Source organism: Paraburkholderia sp., assembly GCF_049581445.1.
In the GTDB taxonomy this organism is placed as follows: Bacteria; Pseudomonadota; Gammaproteobacteria; order Burkholderiales; family Burkholderiaceae; genus Paraburkholderia.
Window position 1 is genome coordinate 1 of sequence record NZ_JBAURZ010000323.1, and the last position, 15,642, is coordinate 15,642.

The window sequence follows — 15,642 nt, forward strand, 5'->3', positions numbered from 1 at the left end:
CCCAGATACCGGTGCCAGGCATCGACCCCGCGGTCAACCCGGCGGCGGCCGGCGCGAAGCCGATAGCGCTTGATGAACCGCATGTCCATGCCGTTCAGGTTGCGCAGGTCAGCGTAACGCCTTTACCCACACAGCCAGCGCCGCAGGCCGGGCCGCCCGATGCGGCGCCGCTGAACGGGCGCGCGCCCGATCATCAGCAAGCGGTGCAGGCGAGTGCGCAACCGGTCACGACGCTTGCCGCCAACACGCTCGATCCACCGGACTCCAGTACCGTCAAGGCCCGTTTGTCCGCAGCACCGCAGCCGCCTAACACGCATTGATTCAAGTCCGCCGATTGACAGGAGATGAACATGAAAAAATTTACTGGTGCCGTGCGGGTTGCTATCTGCGCAGGGGCGTGCACGACCTTGGCTGCATGCCTGAGTTCGACGCCGACCTGGGACAGGACCTTTGGCAGCGCCGTGACACAAATTACGGTGATGCAGACGCTCAACCCGGCCGCCTCAGATAACGACGATCCGGTGGCGGGCATCGACGGGCCGGCGGCCCAAGCCGCCCAGTCGAACTACGTGAAGTCGTTCACCAAGCCGACGCCCCCCAGCAACTCGTTCACGATTGGCGTCAGTTCGGGCGACAGCAGCAACTAGCCTTTGCCAGATTGACTGGCTACGGAGACACACCATGATCGACATTCTTCTACTCTCGTCCAGCGAAGATCGCGTGCGGGCGATTGGCGCGTTGCTTGGCGACAGCGGCATTGGCCACAGCCTGCGTACGGAGTCGGCCGCGGCCAGCCAACTGGTGCGTCACGCGGCGCTGATCAAGAAGGCCGATCTGTTGATCGTTGAAGATGCCACGCTCGGGCTTGCGGATCTTGCCGCAATCGAGGAAGCCATCGCGCACACGCCGAACCTGACTTGCATGCTGGTGGCGCCGGCGCTATCCACCGACATGTTGATGGCAGCGATGCGTGCAGGCGTACGGCATGTGTTGACGTGGCCGGTCGATCCGCATGAGTTTGCGCGCGAACTGTCGCACGTCGCCGGCAAGAAGACCGCCAATGCGAGGCGCGCCGGCCGGGTGACGTCTTTCGCTTCCGCGCGAGGCGGTTGCGGCACTACGCTGATCGCGGCGAATCTGGCTCATACATTGGCCACGGTGCACGACAAGCGTGTGCTCTTCATCGACCTGCACCAGCAATTCGCGGACGCAAGCCTGCTCTTGAGCGACAAGCGGCCCACCGCCACGCTCAACGACCTTTGCGCGCAGATTGACCGGCTGGACGTTTCGCTGTTCGAAGCCTGCGTCGCCCGGGTTCATCCGAATCTCGATCTGCTGGCAGGGGCTGGCGATCCGGTGAAGGCAGGTGAACTCCGGCCGGCGCACCTGCAACGCGTGCTGACCCTCGTGCGCGACCATTACGACACGGTGATCTTCGATATCGGGCAGAGCATCAACCCGGTGTCGATACAGGCGCTCGATCAGAGCGAGGCGATCTGCGTGGCGTTGATGCAAACGATCCCTCATCTGCACGCGACTCGCTGCATGCTCGATCTGTTTGGCCAACTCGGCTATCCGGCAGGCAAAACGCGCTTACTGGTGAATCACTACGACAAGCGCGGCCAGATCGGTCTCGACGCGGTCGAGCAGGCGTTGGGCGCGAAACCGTTCCATCTGTTGCCGCACGATGCGAAAAGCGCCCGTCAAGCGGTGAATCAGGGTGTGCCGCTTCTTGCAGTAGCGAAGAACGCCGCGCTCACCAAAAGTCTCGGAACACTCGCGACCTTGCTGTGGCCTCGTCAGGACGCTCCGAAGCGGCGCGGGTTGGGGCGGCTGTTTGCGTCGAAGCCCGGCGCCACGCAACAACTGAAACCCAGTCATTGATTGTCAACTGATAGCCAACTGATCGCCAACCAGCGATAACCGGAGAGCAGCATGTCACTGCGCGAACAACTTCTGCTGCAAAGCGACCTGGCAGTTGCCGAAACACCGGCTGCCGGTGCGACAGTGTCGGTGCATGAATCCAGGTCAGCGCGACAGGCATACCAGCAGTTAAAGATGAGGATTCACCAGACTATCATCGAGCGTGTCGAACTGGACAAGCTGCAACGTCTGACGCCTGATCAGGTGAAGCGCGAACTGGCGCAACTCGTCGAACGTATCGTTGACGAAGACAAGCTGCCGATGAACGAACTCGAGCGCAAGCGCCTCGTGCAGGACGTGCAGGACGAGATGCTCGGTCTTGGCCCGCTCGAACCGTTACTGAAGGACCCGACCATCTCGGACATCCTCGTCAACACGTACCAGCACGTTTATGTGGAACGACGCGGCAAACTTGAACATACCGATGTGACGTTCTATGACGACGCGCACCTGATGAAAGTCATCGAGCGCATTGTGTCGCGGGTTGGCCGGCGCATCGATGAATCGACGCCAATGGTCGATGCCCGTTTGCCCGATGGATCACGCGTGAACGCGATCATCCCGCCCTCAGCGATCGACGGACCGTTGGTGTCGATCCGGCGCTTCGCGGTCAATCCATTGAAGGTGGAGGACATGCTCAACAACAAGAGCTTCACACCGGCGATGGCGCAACTTCTCGAGGCGATCATCAAGGGCAAGCTGAACGTGCTGATTTCAGGCGGCACGGGCAGCGGCAAGACTACGCTGCTGAACCTGCTGTCGGGGTTCATTCCCAACGACGAGCGCATCGTCACCATCGAAGATGCGGCCGAACTGCAACTGCGCCAGGAACACGTACTGCGGCTTGAAACCCGGCCACCGAATATCGAAGGCAAGGGTGAAATCTCGCAGCGTTCGCTGGTGCGCAACGCGCTGCGGATGCGCCCCGACCGCGTCGTACTCGGGGAAGTGCGCGGCGGTGAGGCGCTCGACATGTTGCATGCGATGAATACCGGCCACGAAGGCTCGATGGCAACGCTGCACGCCAACACCCCACGAGACGCGTTGACCCGCCTCGAAAACATGGTGTCGATGGCAGGCCTGACGATGCCGGTGAAAGCCATGCGCCAGCAAATTGCCTCAGCGGTCTCGGTGGTGGTACAGGCATCGCGCCTCACCGATGGCCGCCGCAAGCTGATGAGCATTCAGGAAATCACTGGGATGGAAGGCGAGGTGATCAACATGCAGGAAATTTTCACGTTCAAGCGGACTGGCGTCGATCAGGACGGCACCGTGCGCGGCTATTTCTGCGCCACCGGCGTACGCCCGAAGTTCTGCGATCGTCTGACCGCGTTCGGTCTTGCGTTACCGGACAATCTGTTCGACCCGGCACGGCATTTCGAAGTATGACCGCGGCGGCATTGCTTTCAGGAGTGGGACATGGATAGATCATTTATCGGCTTTGCGGTGTTGCTGTTCATCGCGACGGTATTGCTGATCGAGGGCGTCTACCTGTACTGGAACGGACGCCACGGCGCTGCCGTCAAGCGCGTCAATGCCCGCATGCGCGCACTGTCGGGAAACGGCAGCGACACGAGCGAACCACTGTCCATCTTGAAGCGCGGCTTGCAAAGCGATTCGCCGACGATGTTGCGTCGCTTAATGGGCGTACCGCGGGTTGATGCGCTCAACAAGTTGTTGCTTCAGGGCGGCGTGAGCTGGTCGATCAAGCGTCTGTTCGTCTATATGGCGCTGTGTGGATTCTGCGGGTTGATGGTCGCGCTGGTATTGCATCTCGGCATGGTCATCGGTATTGCGCTGGCTGCGGCCTGCGCGCCCTTGCCGATCCTTCGGGTGCGCGGCAAGCGCAACAAGCGTATCAAAAGCATGGAACACCAGCTTCCCGAGGCTGCGGATCTGGTCGCCCGGGCGATGCTCGCGGGCCACTCGTTCCCGAGCGCGTTGGGCATGGTGGGAGAGGAAATGCCCCAGCCACTGGGTGGCGAGTTCAAGATCGCCTTCGATGAAATCAACTTCGGCGTGTCGATGAACGACGCCCTGCAGAACATGGTGGAGCGCGTGCCATTGGACGACCTGCGCTACTTCGTGATTGCGGTGCTGATCCAGCGCGAAGCGGGCGGCAACCTGGCGGAGATCCTCGGCAGCATCAGCGCGATCATCCGCGAACGGCTCAAGCTGCTCGGCAAGGTACAGGTGCTGTCGGCGGAAGGGCGACTGTCCGCGTGGATTCTGTGTCTGTTGCCGTTCGTACTGGCGGGCATCATTACATTCATCAATCCGACTCTGATGCGTGTTCTCTGGACCGATCCCACTGGCATGAAGCTCGCCGGCATTGCGTTGGGTTTCATGTTTTTCGGCATCCTCTGGTCGCGCAAGATTGTACGGATTCACGTATGAGAACGCGTAACTATCAACGGTTCAACGAGGGCGGGGCAACCCGGCAACCATGAGAGTCGAGCAGATTGCCATACTGGCGTTGATGTTCATGATCGTATTCGGCGCCGCGCTGTTGGGGATGAACATGTTGCGGCCCGATCCGCTAAAAAGGCGCATTGGGCAGATCGGCGCGGACGCTGGAAGCGCCGGGCTCGAAGAGCCGGCAGAAGGAAAATGGGTCGAGAAAATCGCCAAGGTGTCCAGCCGCGTCGCGAAGTTTTCCTCGCCCACCGAGGACTGGAACCAGTCACTGCTGCGCGTGCGGTTCATCAATGCGGGGCTGCGTAACGAGTCGGCACCCGCCATTTACTTTGCTTCGAAGACCTTGCTTGCGCTCGGGCTACCAGCCATCGTCATGATCTTTTTGAGCGCCCAGTTCAATGACACACCGCGTCTCTATCTGCTGTGTGCCGTGTTGATGGCCTCGGCATTCGGCTTCTATTTACCGAATGGCGTGCTGTCACAACTGGTCGAGCGCCGCAAGCGCTCGTTGTTCGAAGACCTGCCCGACGCCGTCGATCTGATGACAGTTTGCGTCGAAGCCGGCCTGGGCTTCGATGCCGCGCTGTCGCGCGTCACCGACGAAATCGGCATGAAAAGCCAGGCCATGCACGACGAGCTTGAACTCGTGCTGCTCGAGCTGCGTGCGGGTTCGGGACGCGACAAGGCACTGCGCAATCTGGCGCTCAGAACCGGCGTCGAGGATATCGACACGCTGACGACCATGCTGATTCAGGCCGACCGGTTTGGCACGAGCATTGGCGATTCGCTGCGCGTCTACACGGACAACCTGCGCACCAAACGGCGTCTGCGTGCGGAAGAGAAGGCCGCGAAGATCTCGTTGAAACTGCTGTTTCCGTTGATCTTCTTCATCTTCCCATCGTTGATCATCGTGCTCATTGGTCCCGCAGCGCTGCAGGCGGTCAGAGTGCTGTTCCCGGCCATGACGCATGGGTCGGGAGGCTAGCCTTGGGAATTGCGCCTGTTCGACCCGCGAGGTCAGGGGTGGCTAAAACATGAAATCAGGAGAGGGCACATGAGATCGCGATTCATGAGGCGGTCATCGCGACACCCGCAACGCGGTGCGACCACGGTCGAGTTTGCGCTGATTGCGCCGATCCTCTTCCTGCTGTTGTGTGTCGCCCTGGACATGGGCATCGCACTGTGGGTGAATCTGACGATGCAGTATGCGGTGCGGGAAGGGGCGCGCTATGCGGTCACCGGTCAGGACAACCTGGACCCTGATTCGAGCGACCAGCAACGCTATCTGGCCGTCATCCAGGAGATCAAGAACAGTTCGATGGGCCTGTACAACATGGTCAGCCCCAGTTACACGATCACCATCAATGGCACGGCGCAAAGCTACAGCACGCAAACCAGCTACTCGACCGGCATGTTCGGCAATCCCGGGGACATCATCGTGCTAAAGCTGAACTGCGCATGGCCGCTGCTGACGCCGCTGTTGCAGCCGTTCTTTACGAATGGTACCTACAGCTTCAGCGTCGCCGCAACGATGCGCAATGAGGGCTACTAAGGTGAACAAGAGCGCATCCACAAGAGGACGTCGCAGGCAACGAGGGGTCGCCGCAATCGAAATGGCCTTGCTTTTGCCGTTACTGGTTGCGATCGCGCTGCCGGTCATTGACTTCGCCCGCAACATTCAGGCGCAGATGATCCTGATCAATGTGAGCCGCGAGGGCGCCAACCTTTCGTCGCGCGCGTCGCTGACTTATCCGATGCAAACCATCATGTCGTCGCTGACCGCCACGACGCCGCCGTTAAACATGACCGCGAACGGCATGATCTATATCACGGAGATCGTCGGGACGAACAACTGTGATTCGAACGGCAACAACTGCACGGGCGTCGTGGTCGCGCAATATCGCTGGAATGGGGGCAACTATTTTCCAGCGAGCCAGCTATGGAGTTGCGCCAGTTCCGGCTCCGGCACAAGCTGGGCCACCGACGGCTCGGGCAGTTGCAGCGGCTTGCCCAGCGCCGGCAGCACGTCGCCTTCGGTTGCTCTGCTGCAGGGACAGTTATCGAACGGGCAGACCGCTTATGCCGTCGAGTCGTTTTACACCCTGACACCGCTGATTGGTGCGCTCAATCTCGGCTTCGGTGTGACGACGCCGGGGCTTTCGCCCAACCTTTACGCCATGGCGGTCTTTTGAATCGATTCCACGATCAGGTGATGCAATGAGAAAACCTTCGAAAAAGCGTCAGCAAGGCGCGGTGAGCATCGTGGTAGCACTCTCGTTGCTGGTCTTGCTCGGGGTGTTAGGGCTCGCAATCGATTCCGGCTTCGGCTATATGATCCGGGCCAAGCTCGATGCCGCCGCGGATGGCGCCGCGATTGCCGCAGGCCAGGCTGTGACGCGTGGGGCCGATCAGGCGACCCAGACAGCCAATGCGCAACAGGCGGCAACCGCCTTCTTTGCCGCAAACTATCCGGCCGGTTTCCTCGGTTCGACGGCGACGCTTGCGTCTCCATCGATCACGTTCAATCAGGGCACCGTCACGATCGACATCGCGGCGCAGGCGCAGGTGCCGGTTTCGTTCATGCAGTTGTTCGGCTTCAAGCTGCTCAAGGTGACCACCTCATCCGAGTCCGTGCGCAAGGACCTCGACATGTCGCTGATCATCGACACCACGGGCTCCATGGCCACGGACCCCACTGTGCCACCCGCAGTGCGCTCGGCAGCCATTACCTTCCTGCAGCAGTTCGACCAACTGGCGGACCGTATCTCGCTGCTCCACTTTGCGTATGGGACGGTGGTCGATCAGCCATTTAACGGCAACAGTCGCGGCTTCGATCTGGCTGCCATGACCAGCAGCATCAACGCCTTCAATTTCTCCGGCAGCACCAACTCGGCCGAGGCCTACTGGAATGCGCTCGATCAGCTGAACGACGTGATTACGCAACCGTCCAGTCTGCGCGTCATCGTATTCTTCTCCGACGGCGCACCGAACAGCTTTGCGTCGATCTTCGGAGCGAATGCGACGAATACGGCCTGCAGCTCTTTTGCCGGCACGATTATCAGCGGGGATACGCCCAACACGCCCGCAGCCATGTACTACGACAATGTGCAGAGCCAGAAGTACGCCTCGCCCTGTTACAGCAACTCGGCCTCGAACGTGGTCACCCAACTTCCACAATGGTACAACGCACACAACACGACCTGGCTGGACAATCAGACCATCCCGGTGATTACCAACACGCCGCGTGTGGTGACGAGCGCGATCAACTACGCCAACGTCAACAACGCGGCACGCAATATCGCGGAGGCCATGGCAAACCAGGCCCGCAGTCAGGGCATCTACGTCTTCGCGATTGGCCGTGGCTCCGAACTGCTGCAACCCGAAGGCGCGAACGGCGAGATCGGCCAGGATGTGCTCAAGTGCATGGCCAACACACCGGATTCCTTGCCGCGCTGCTATAACCCGGCTCAGCCGGTGGGCGTGTATTGCCAGGCATTGACGCCCGCAGACTTGACACCGTGCTTTTCGAAGCTGGCGTCAGAAATACTACGGATATCGAAGTAATGATCGTTGTAACCACAAAGCGAATCTAAGCCGTCGGGGGAATCATGAGCACACTCATAAACGAAACAGTGCCGGCTGACATGGATACGGCGCTGGCGCCCTCCGCTGTCACACCACGCGTGGGTGATCTTGCGCTGGAGATATTGGGCCGCCTCGGCATCGCCGCGTTATTTGGCGTGTTCGCCTACCTCGCTATCAAACACTGGCGCGCCGACCCGACGCGGATCACGCTCTTGCTACTGGTGGTGGCGGAGTGCTTCACGCTCGGTTTGTCGCTGGTGGTGCGGGTGCCCATGCGGCGTGACTGGAACCCGGTGGCGTTTCTTTGCGCATTGGGAGCGTCGTATTACTTTCTGGCCGTTCATCTCGGACCTGGTGTGAGGCTCGTGCCCGAAACGGTGGGCGCCGCGCTGCAGGTCGCGGGGATTTGCTGGCAACTCTTCGCCAAGGTGTCGCTGCGCCGCTCGTTCGGCATACTGCCGGCCAATCGTGGCGTTGTTTCGCATGGCGCCTACCGGTTCGTACGCCATCCCATGTATCTCGGTTACTTCGTGATGGACATGGGTTTCCTGTTGACAAATTTCGGTCTGCAGAACGTGCTGGTGTACGGCGGGCAGTTTGCGCTTCAGGCAGTGCGCATCAGCCGCGAGGAACGGCTGTTGTCAGCCGACGAGCGCTATCGCACCTATAAAGGCAAAGTGCGCTATCGCGTGATTCCGGGCTTGTTCTAACGTGAGCGGCGGGCGGATGAGCTGAGTTCATTCTCCCGAAACGCTCAACGAAGACACCCCCTCATCGCTATCGCCGCCCCCGTGTGAACCAGGCGCATCCGAGGCAGGCGCGGGCCCATGTCCGATCCGGTTGGCATGCATCAGCCGGTATAGCGTTGCCCGCGAAACACCCAGATCCGCCGCCGCCTCGGACAGTTTGTAGCCGTGGCGTTGCAAGGCCTGCTCGATGGCATCTTTCTCCGCTTTGCTGCGAATCTCCGCCAACGTCACAGCGGGCGTGTGAACGGTGTGCGGCAGGCCGAGATCGGTCGCAGTAATGAAGCGGCCCTCGCTCATCACCACCGCGCGCCGCACGCAGTTGATCAACTCGCGAACGTTGCCGGGCCACGCATAGCTGGACATGGCGAGCATCGCATCGCTTGAAAAGCCGCGGATCTTGCGCGCGCCGTCCTGCCTGTACATGCTGAGCGCATAGTTGGCGAGCAGCCTGATATCGCTGCCACGCTCACGCAGCGGCGGTTCGACGAGCCGCAGCACGCACAAGCGGTGATACAGGTCAGAGCGAAAGCGCCCGTCATCGACAGCCTTTTCCAGGTCCACGTGAGTCGCCGAGATCACGCGCACATCCACGTTGATCGGGGTGGTGCCGCCCAGTCGCTCGATGGTGCCTTCCTGCAGAAAGCGCAGCAACACTGCCTGGCACTCATGGGGCATGTCGCCGATTTCGTCGAGGAAGAGGGTGCCTTCGTGCGCGCTCTCGATCCGGCCAATCTTGCGTTGCACCGCGCCGGTGAAGGCGCCGCGCTCATGGCCAAACAGTTCTGCCTGCAGCAGGCTTGGCGGAATCGCCGCGCAGTTGATCGCCACGAAGGTGTTTTTGGCGCGGGGTGAGCGCATGTGGATGGCGCACGCGGTCAACTCCTTGCCAGTGCCCGATTCCCCGGCGACGAACACGGGCGCATCCGTGACCGCGCATTTGTCGATATACCGGTACAACTGCAGCATTGCGTCACACTGGCCGACCATCCCATGCCGGCCCATCGACGGCTCCGGGACGGCAGGCGCTTTGCGCAGATTCGACAGGCCGTGGGCGTGCCCCAGCGCAAAAATGAGGCGCTCGTTCAGGCAGGGCCGGGTGACGAAATCGAAGCAATAGTCGAGGATAAAGCGGCTGACGAGTTCGTCGTCCGCCTGGCCGGGCGCGATCTGCGCGACCCAGTTGGTTTCCATCCGGCGCATACAGGTTTCGAGCGCAGACAGGTGTTGCGACGTGCAAGGCTCCGGCAGTTCGATCAAGCCGACCTTGATGTTGTCGCGCTCGATCACCCGCTCCGCAATGGCCGTGGTTTTTGCGTGCGCCACGTGCCAGCCGGAAGCGGCGAGGAACTGGTTGAGCATCTCGTCAGGCGCGGCAGAAACACACAGCACCGTGCGTTCCGTGTCATGCGATGAGCCAGTCGTACTCATGGTCCCCCCCGTTCGATGCTGAGTTCATGGCGCTCGTGTCTCGTCCGGCATCCACCCGGGATCCACCCGGCATCCGCCAGTCGTACGGTCATCCACTCGCAGGCCCGCAGGACTGGCCGTAATGAACTCACGCGTCCACCGTCACGGCGGTCCGCACCGGAATGGCTGCTACGCGAAATACGATGTTCGTCAAGATTCTTATTGGTCATTTCAGCCGGCGATGCAATACGCCTGGTTTTTCATCAGCTTCTCTATATTGCGCGCTGCGAGGCGGGCGACCAAATACTGTCAAAAGATTCTTTGCTTCCATGCTAGCAAATCTGGATGGGGAAATGTTCTTCGGCGCTTTTTCAATCGCTTGACTGTGGATTAAAAGCCGACGCTGACGCCCCGCTGAAGGTCTTGCCGCAGCAGGACTGTCTCAAAGTTGAGAAAACCCCAAACGGTATTAAGTTTCGGTAATTGTTAAATAATCGGCCGGAATATTTGACCGATAACGCCTTTTTAGAGCAGGGAAATGATGAGCTAGTATTTTTCAGCCAATCGCGCAAACCTTTGCGCGCGAGACGCATTCAGCAATTACTCAGTTTGAATAGGGCGCGCTTTTGATCTGGTCATGGCAATACGGGCCGTCTACGGTCATTCGGGGACGTGCCTGCGTTCGCCTGTGGAAAGCAGGCGTCTCACATTTGAGACGCCCTCCAGGTCGCGCGCGCGTACTGACGCCTACACCTCTCAAGCGCGCAACTGGTCGTGATGTCGCCTTCGCATAGCGCGTTGGCGCCTCGCGCTCATTGCTTCCAACAGCGCGAGGGACCGGTTGGGACTGCGCACGTACGCCAGGTTCGAGGATTCGCCGGTTACAACGCTGCAACAGTTTCGACGGGAGGTCCGGGCAATTCAGCTCGCTTTGCCGGTAAGCAAACCGGCAAGCGCGTAGTGACAAGGCTTTGGATGCAGCTGGCACGGTCGTCGCTATATGTCGTCCAAGGCCAGTCGCATGGATGCAAGCGGTGGCTGGCAGGGAAGTGCGAGGGGAGTCCGCAGGCGAGCCCAGGCCACATTGGGCCGCACGGGTGGGTCGCGGAAATACAGTTGGAACAGGCAGGCGCGCAGACGCACAGGGAAGGAAAAAGCAAACAGCCAATCAAGCCCGCATCGACGGGTGCAGCGGGGAAGTAACGCAGCAAAACGATGGTGCCAACCTTCGGATGTCAATGAAGAGCAAGCAACCGATCATGCCCGCAAAGACGGGTGTAGCGGGGCAGTGAAGCAGGGACGCGATGGGGCCAACTATCCGATAACAACGAAGATAAGAGCGCATACAAAAAGCGCAAACCAAGCGTGGAAAAAGCCTTCACTGAAAGGCACCCGCTGGACGGGGATTCACAACGAGTGGGTCATCAGGCTGACCGGCAGCCACTGGGCGAGGACGGGTGTTTCCTCGGCTGGCGCGGACCGGTCGCAGCAGCGCTTCATGGGGACGGCTTCGGCCGGATGGCACGTCGGGTCGAGACCTGCGCGCCATAGAGAGAAGCGGCTGATTGCGGCGCAATTCGACGCCATCGCTGATGCCCGCTCTTTTCCTTATTCCCGCGTGCTTCAAGTCACGCCACTGCGATTGGCGAGCAGTGCCCCGTTATAAATCCTCAGTACGTCGACGTTGCCACGCGAAACAGGCGCGGCCAAGTCCGAACGGTGCCGTTTGCGCGGAGCCGCATGATGCCATGTGCCGGTCCTCGCAGCAGATCTCACGCCCCAAAGTTTTCATACGCAGTATCTTTTTCACTTCGCAGCCATTTGTCGATAATGTCAGAACTCTTATATCATGTTCGAGTTCATACATGACCGGCGTGGCCCGTTGTGCCGCTCCATCATCAATTCATGGAGATTCCAGCGATGTCCGAGTGTCTGTTTCTTGCGGGTGCGACTGGTGCGATCGGGCGTCGCCTTGCACCGTTACTGATTGCGGCCGGCTGGCGCGTGGTGGGTACGACCCGCTCGCCAGACAAGGCGTCGGCGCTGCACAAGTGGGGCGTGGAGCCGGTGGTGCTCGATGTGTTCGATGCCGCCGCATTGCATGCGGCGCTCGCGGCGGCAAGGCCCACTGTGGTTGTCCATCAGTTGACCGACCTGCCGCCAGGACTGGACCCGTCACGCATGGCCGAAGCGAGCGGGCGCAATGCGCGCATTCGCGACGAAGGCACGCGCAATCTGGTCGCGGCCGCGCTTGCCGCTGGAGTGCGCCGCATGATCGCGCAAAGCATCGCGTTTGCTTATGCGGAGGGCCCGCTGCCGCATACCGAAGACGATCCGCTTGATCTCGGCGCGCAGGGAGCACGGGCGATCTCGGTGGGCGGCGTAGTGAGCCTCGAGCGTCAGGTGATGGCGGCGCCCATGGAGGGTGTCGTGCTGCGCTATGGGCGCCTCTATGGGCCCGGCACTGGATCTGACGCGCCCACAGGGCCGGGGGCCCTGCACGTGGATGCCGCCGCGCGCGCTGCGGAGTTGGCTATCGCACACGGCACGCCTGGCATATACAACATCGCGGAAGACGACGGCACGCTCAGCAGCGAGAAGGCTAAGCGCGTATTGGGCTGGGAGGCAGCGTGGCGAGTGCGTCAATGAGTACCGCAACGGGTTGCGCCGCTGACGAACCCATTGAGCCACCGGTTTTGCTGGCGTCAAGGGTTGCTGGCGACGGCATTGCGTTTTAACGAAGTGCCTTGAGCGGTGGCTGGCTCGGCGGTCCACACCGACACGCCAGCTGACGCAATCGCAAACCGGTGTTGCGTGCCCGGCCGCAAACGGCTGTCCTCGCTTGCCAGGTCGAAGCGCGCGCCACCGATCTCCACCTGGATATAGCGCTCGCCGCGGCGTAATTCAATCGCGTCGATGGTGCCGGGGTAGAGCCCGTCGGGCGTTGCTGCGAGCGCGTGCGACGAGATGCGCCACATCACGCGCTGACCCGCCGCGATGTTCCGATCCAGCGTCTCGACGAGCAGACCGCCGCCGATCTCGAGGCGCCCGTCGCCCCGCATGATTCCTTCACCGACATTGTGTAAGCCGAGCAATTCGGCCACGCGCAGGGACGCGGGCCGCTCGTACACGGTGTCGAGCGCGCCGGCCTGCAGCACGCGTCCCTGCTCGAGCACCAGCACTTCATCGGCAAGCAGGGCGGCTTCGTCGGGATCGTGCGTGACGATGATCGTCACTGCCGAGATCTCCCGCTGCAAGGCCCGCAGCGATTGTTGCAAGCGACGCCGGCGCGGCGTATCGAGCGCGGCGAAAGGCTCATCGAATAGCAGTAGCTGGCTGTGGCGGGTCAGCGCGCGCGCCAGCGCGACCCGCTGGCGCTGACCGAACGACAGTTGATGCGGCAGCCGCCCAACCAGCGAGCCGAGGCCAAGATGTTCGAGCCAATAACGGGCGCTGGCGGCGTCAGCGTCCACCGGGAAGGCGAGTTGCTGGGCCACCGTCATATGCGGAAAGAGGCCATAGTCCTGCGGCATATAGCCGATCTGGCGGCGCTCGGGTGGCAGCGGGTCGAGATCGGTATCGCCGAGGCGCACCATGCCGCGCTCGTTGCGCTCCAGTCCTGCGATCAGACGCAACACCAGCGATTTGCCTGAGCCGGACGGCCCGATGATCGCCAGCCGCCGCGTGACGGGCGCCCATGCAATGTCGAGATCGAAGGCGCCGAGATGGCGGGCCAGATGAAAGGCGAGACGCCGGTCGGGGCTTTCGGCAGCAGGTTGCCCGGCGAGCGACGTTGCCGCGTCCTCGCCGCTATCGAGCAATGCGGCCGTGTCGCTCTGGCGTCTGCTATACAACGACAGCGCAGCGCAGACGATGGCAATGGCGAGCGTAGGGAGCAGTAGCGGCATCATCGCGGGCAGGCCCTGGCCGCCGAACACGACGTAGGTATAAACCGGCAGCGAATACGGGTGATAAGCGACCATCACCGTTGCGCCGAACTCGCCGAACGCGCGTAACCAGGCGAGCGCCAGCCCGGCACGGATGGCCGGCCATGCGACCGGTAAGACAACGCGAAAGAACCGGCTACCGGCATGATGGCCGAGGGTGGCAGCGACGTCGTCGAACACCGGGTCGACGGCCGCAAATGCCGATTTCGCCGCGATGATCAAAAACGGCGCGGCAACAAACGTTTCGGCCAGCACGATGCCGGCGAACGAATCGGTCAGCATACCGCCGGTCAATTGACCGACCCAGCTATACGGCCCTAGCAAAAACAGCAGCAGCACGCCGCTCGTGAGCGGCGGGAGCGCGAGCGGCAACTGCACGATAAAACCGAGCACGGCCACCTTGCGCGAGTCGGAGCGCGCAAGGAAATAACCGAGCGGCACGCCGCCCAGCAGAATCACCAGCGCCGCGACGCTGGCGCTCGCAGTGGAGACGCCGACCGCTGACCACGTGGCGTGCCAGTCGACGCTCGCCCAATCCGCCGCACCCAATTGCGGCACGCTGGCGATAAACGGCGCGCACAGATACACGGCCAACAGCGTGGCCAACCAGAGGAGCGGCCGGGCCGCCATACGCTTCATTGTTGCTCGCTAAACAGTGGTGCTTACTGAGCCGCGTCCAGCACGGCCTGCACGGAAGGCGGAATGGCCTGGCCGTTGCCGGTGACGGTCGGCTTGATCACATCCACGCCGTGCTGCTTCAGCAGCGCGCGCCCCTCGGCACTCAGCAGGAAATCAACAAAGCGGGTCGCGCCTGCGTTGTTCTGCGCGTCGTTCAAGATCGTCAGCGTATAGCTAGCCTTGGCCTTCAACTCGGGGGCGGGCTGGAAGGCGGGAATCTTCAGATCCGAGGTCTCGGTGGAATAGAAGAAACCGGCGTCGAGCTGACCCGACTGCAGTCGGCCGACCAGGGTTTCCTCAGGCAAGACCTGGTCAGGATTGTCCGGTGCGCCGAGTGTCTTTTCCACGAGGTCAGGTTGATGGTAAAGCTCAGCCGCCTTCGTCATCATTTCGACGGTGAACGCGCCCTTCGGATCAAGCTTCGGATCGGTACGGCCAATGCGGATGCCTGGTTCCTGCAACACCTGGTCCCAACGCTTTTGCTTGAAGTCCGCCGCGAATTTGCTCTTCGGGTTGTAGCCGATCATCAACGGCGACTCGGCGAAATTGACGAACCAGCTGACGTGGTCGCCATTATCGGCGCCCATCAGACTACTGTTGACCTTCGGACTCGCGCTGATGAACACGTCGCCGCGGCGCAGTTTGCCTTTGATTTCGTTAGCGATCTTGTTCGAGCCCGCCGCGTAGCCGCGAAACTGCAGGCCGGTAGCTTTTTCGAACGCGGGGCCCACGCTGCGCTCCATCAGATTCACCAGTGAGCCGGCGTACAGCACGTTCACGGTGTTGTCCTGCGCGAAGCTGGGGGTGGCGGCCGCCATGCTGGCGATCACGGTGACTGAGGCGAGCAGCTTGCGAATCATGCCGTTTCCTGTAGCGTTATAAAGAACGCTATATTACGTCGCCATTGCGGTTTGTGGCTCGATTCCGAGCGGATA

General features: G+C 61.3%; 14 protein-coding genes. 11 read left to right on the top strand and 3 right to left on the bottom strand.

Translation table 11 applies throughout. From position 1 onward, the window contains the following. The 10 genes from WCA85_RS26975 to WCA85_RS27020 form a co-directional block, all read left to right on the top strand. A partial coding sequence (locus WCA85_RS26975) for a hypothetical protein (RefSeq protein ID WP_424067922.1) occupies positions 1 to 320 on the top strand: 320 nt, incomplete at its 5' end. A gap of 30 nt (positions 321 to 350) precedes the next feature. Beyond that, a complete protein-coding gene (locus WCA85_RS26980; RefSeq protein ID WP_424067923.1) occupies positions 351 to 647 on the top strand; it encodes a hypothetical protein in 297 nt (98 codons plus the stop codon). Between the two features lie 34 nt (positions 648 to 681). Continuing rightward, a complete protein-coding gene (locus WCA85_RS26985) occupies positions 682 to 1,884 on the top strand; it encodes an AAA family ATPase (RefSeq protein ID WP_424067924.1) in 1,203 nt (400 codons plus the stop codon). A gap of 51 nt (positions 1,885 to 1,935) precedes the next feature. Further along, a complete protein-coding gene (locus WCA85_RS26990; RefSeq protein WP_424067925.1) occupies positions 1,936 to 3,312 on the top strand; it encodes a CpaF family protein in 1,377 nt (458 codons plus the stop codon). Positions 3,313 to 3,342: 30 nt separating this feature from the next. Then, the gene (locus WCA85_RS26995) at positions 3,343 to 4,320 is read left to right on the top strand and encodes a type II secretion system F family protein (RefSeq protein WP_424067926.1); all 978 of its coding nucleotides are present in this window, start codon (positions 3,343 to 3,345) and stop codon (positions 4,318 to 4,320) included. Between the two features lie 49 nt (positions 4,321 to 4,369). After that, on the top strand, positions 4,370 to 5,326 hold the full coding sequence (locus WCA85_RS27000) for a type II secretion system F family protein (RefSeq protein ID WP_424067927.1): 957 nt from the start codon (positions 4,370 to 4,372) through the stop codon (positions 5,324 to 5,326). A gap of 69 nt (positions 5,327 to 5,395) precedes the next feature. After that, positions 5,396 to 5,893 carry a TadE/TadG family type IV pilus assembly protein gene (locus WCA85_RS27005; RefSeq protein ID WP_424067928.1) on the top strand — a complete coding sequence of 166 codons (498 nt, stop codon included), beginning with the start codon at positions 5,396 to 5,398 and terminating at the stop codon, positions 5,891 to 5,893. After that, positions 5,880 to 6,533 carry a TadE/TadG family type IV pilus assembly protein gene (locus tag WCA85_RS27010; RefSeq protein ID WP_424067929.1) on the top strand — a complete coding sequence of 218 codons (654 nt, stop codon included), beginning with the start codon at positions 5,880 to 5,882 and terminating at the stop codon, positions 6,531 to 6,533. The genes WCA85_RS27005 and WCA85_RS27010 overlap by 14 nt, the downstream gene beginning before the upstream one ends. A gap of 25 nt (positions 6,534 to 6,558) precedes the next feature. Beyond that, positions 6,559 to 7,905 (top strand): vWA domain-containing protein, encoded by a 1,347-nt coding sequence (locus WCA85_RS27015; protein ID WP_424067930.1) that lies wholly within the window; start codon positions 6,559 to 6,561, stop codon positions 7,903 to 7,905. 44 nt (positions 7,906 to 7,949) lie between these two features. Beyond that, positions 7,950 to 8,636: a methyltransferase family protein gene (locus tag WCA85_RS27020; RefSeq protein ID WP_424067931.1), complete on the top strand. Its 687-nt coding sequence runs from the start codon at positions 7,950 to 7,952 to the stop codon at positions 8,634 to 8,636. A 27-nt stretch (positions 8,637 to 8,663) separates the two neighbouring features. Here the strand turns inward: WCA85_RS27020 and WCA85_RS27025 are convergent, their stop codons facing one another. Then, a complete protein-coding gene (locus WCA85_RS27025) occupies positions 8,664 to 10,103 on the bottom strand; it encodes a sigma 54-interacting transcriptional regulator (RefSeq protein WP_424067932.1) in 1,440 nt (479 codons plus the stop codon). Positions 10,104 to 12,002: 1,899 nt separating this feature from the next. On the opposite strand from WCA85_RS27025, the gene WCA85_RS27030 reads away from it, so the two are divergent. After that, positions 12,003 to 12,731, top strand: coding sequence for an NAD-dependent epimerase/dehydratase family protein (locus WCA85_RS27030; RefSeq protein ID WP_424067933.1), 729 nt, complete (start codon positions 12,003 to 12,005; stop codon positions 12,729 to 12,731). Between the two features lie 56 nt (positions 12,732 to 12,787). On the opposite strand, the gene WCA85_RS27035 is transcribed toward WCA85_RS27030, so the two are convergent. Continuing rightward, a complete protein-coding gene (locus WCA85_RS27035; RefSeq protein WP_424067934.1) occupies positions 12,788 to 14,668 on the bottom strand; it encodes an ATP-binding cassette domain-containing protein in 1,881 nt (626 codons plus the stop codon). Between the two features lie 23 nt (positions 14,669 to 14,691). Further along, on the bottom strand, positions 14,692 to 15,567 hold the full coding sequence (locus WCA85_RS27040) for an extracellular solute-binding protein (RefSeq protein WP_424067935.1): 876 nt from the start codon (positions 15,565 to 15,567) through the stop codon (positions 14,692 to 14,694). Positions 15,568 to 15,642: the final 75 nt, after the last annotated feature.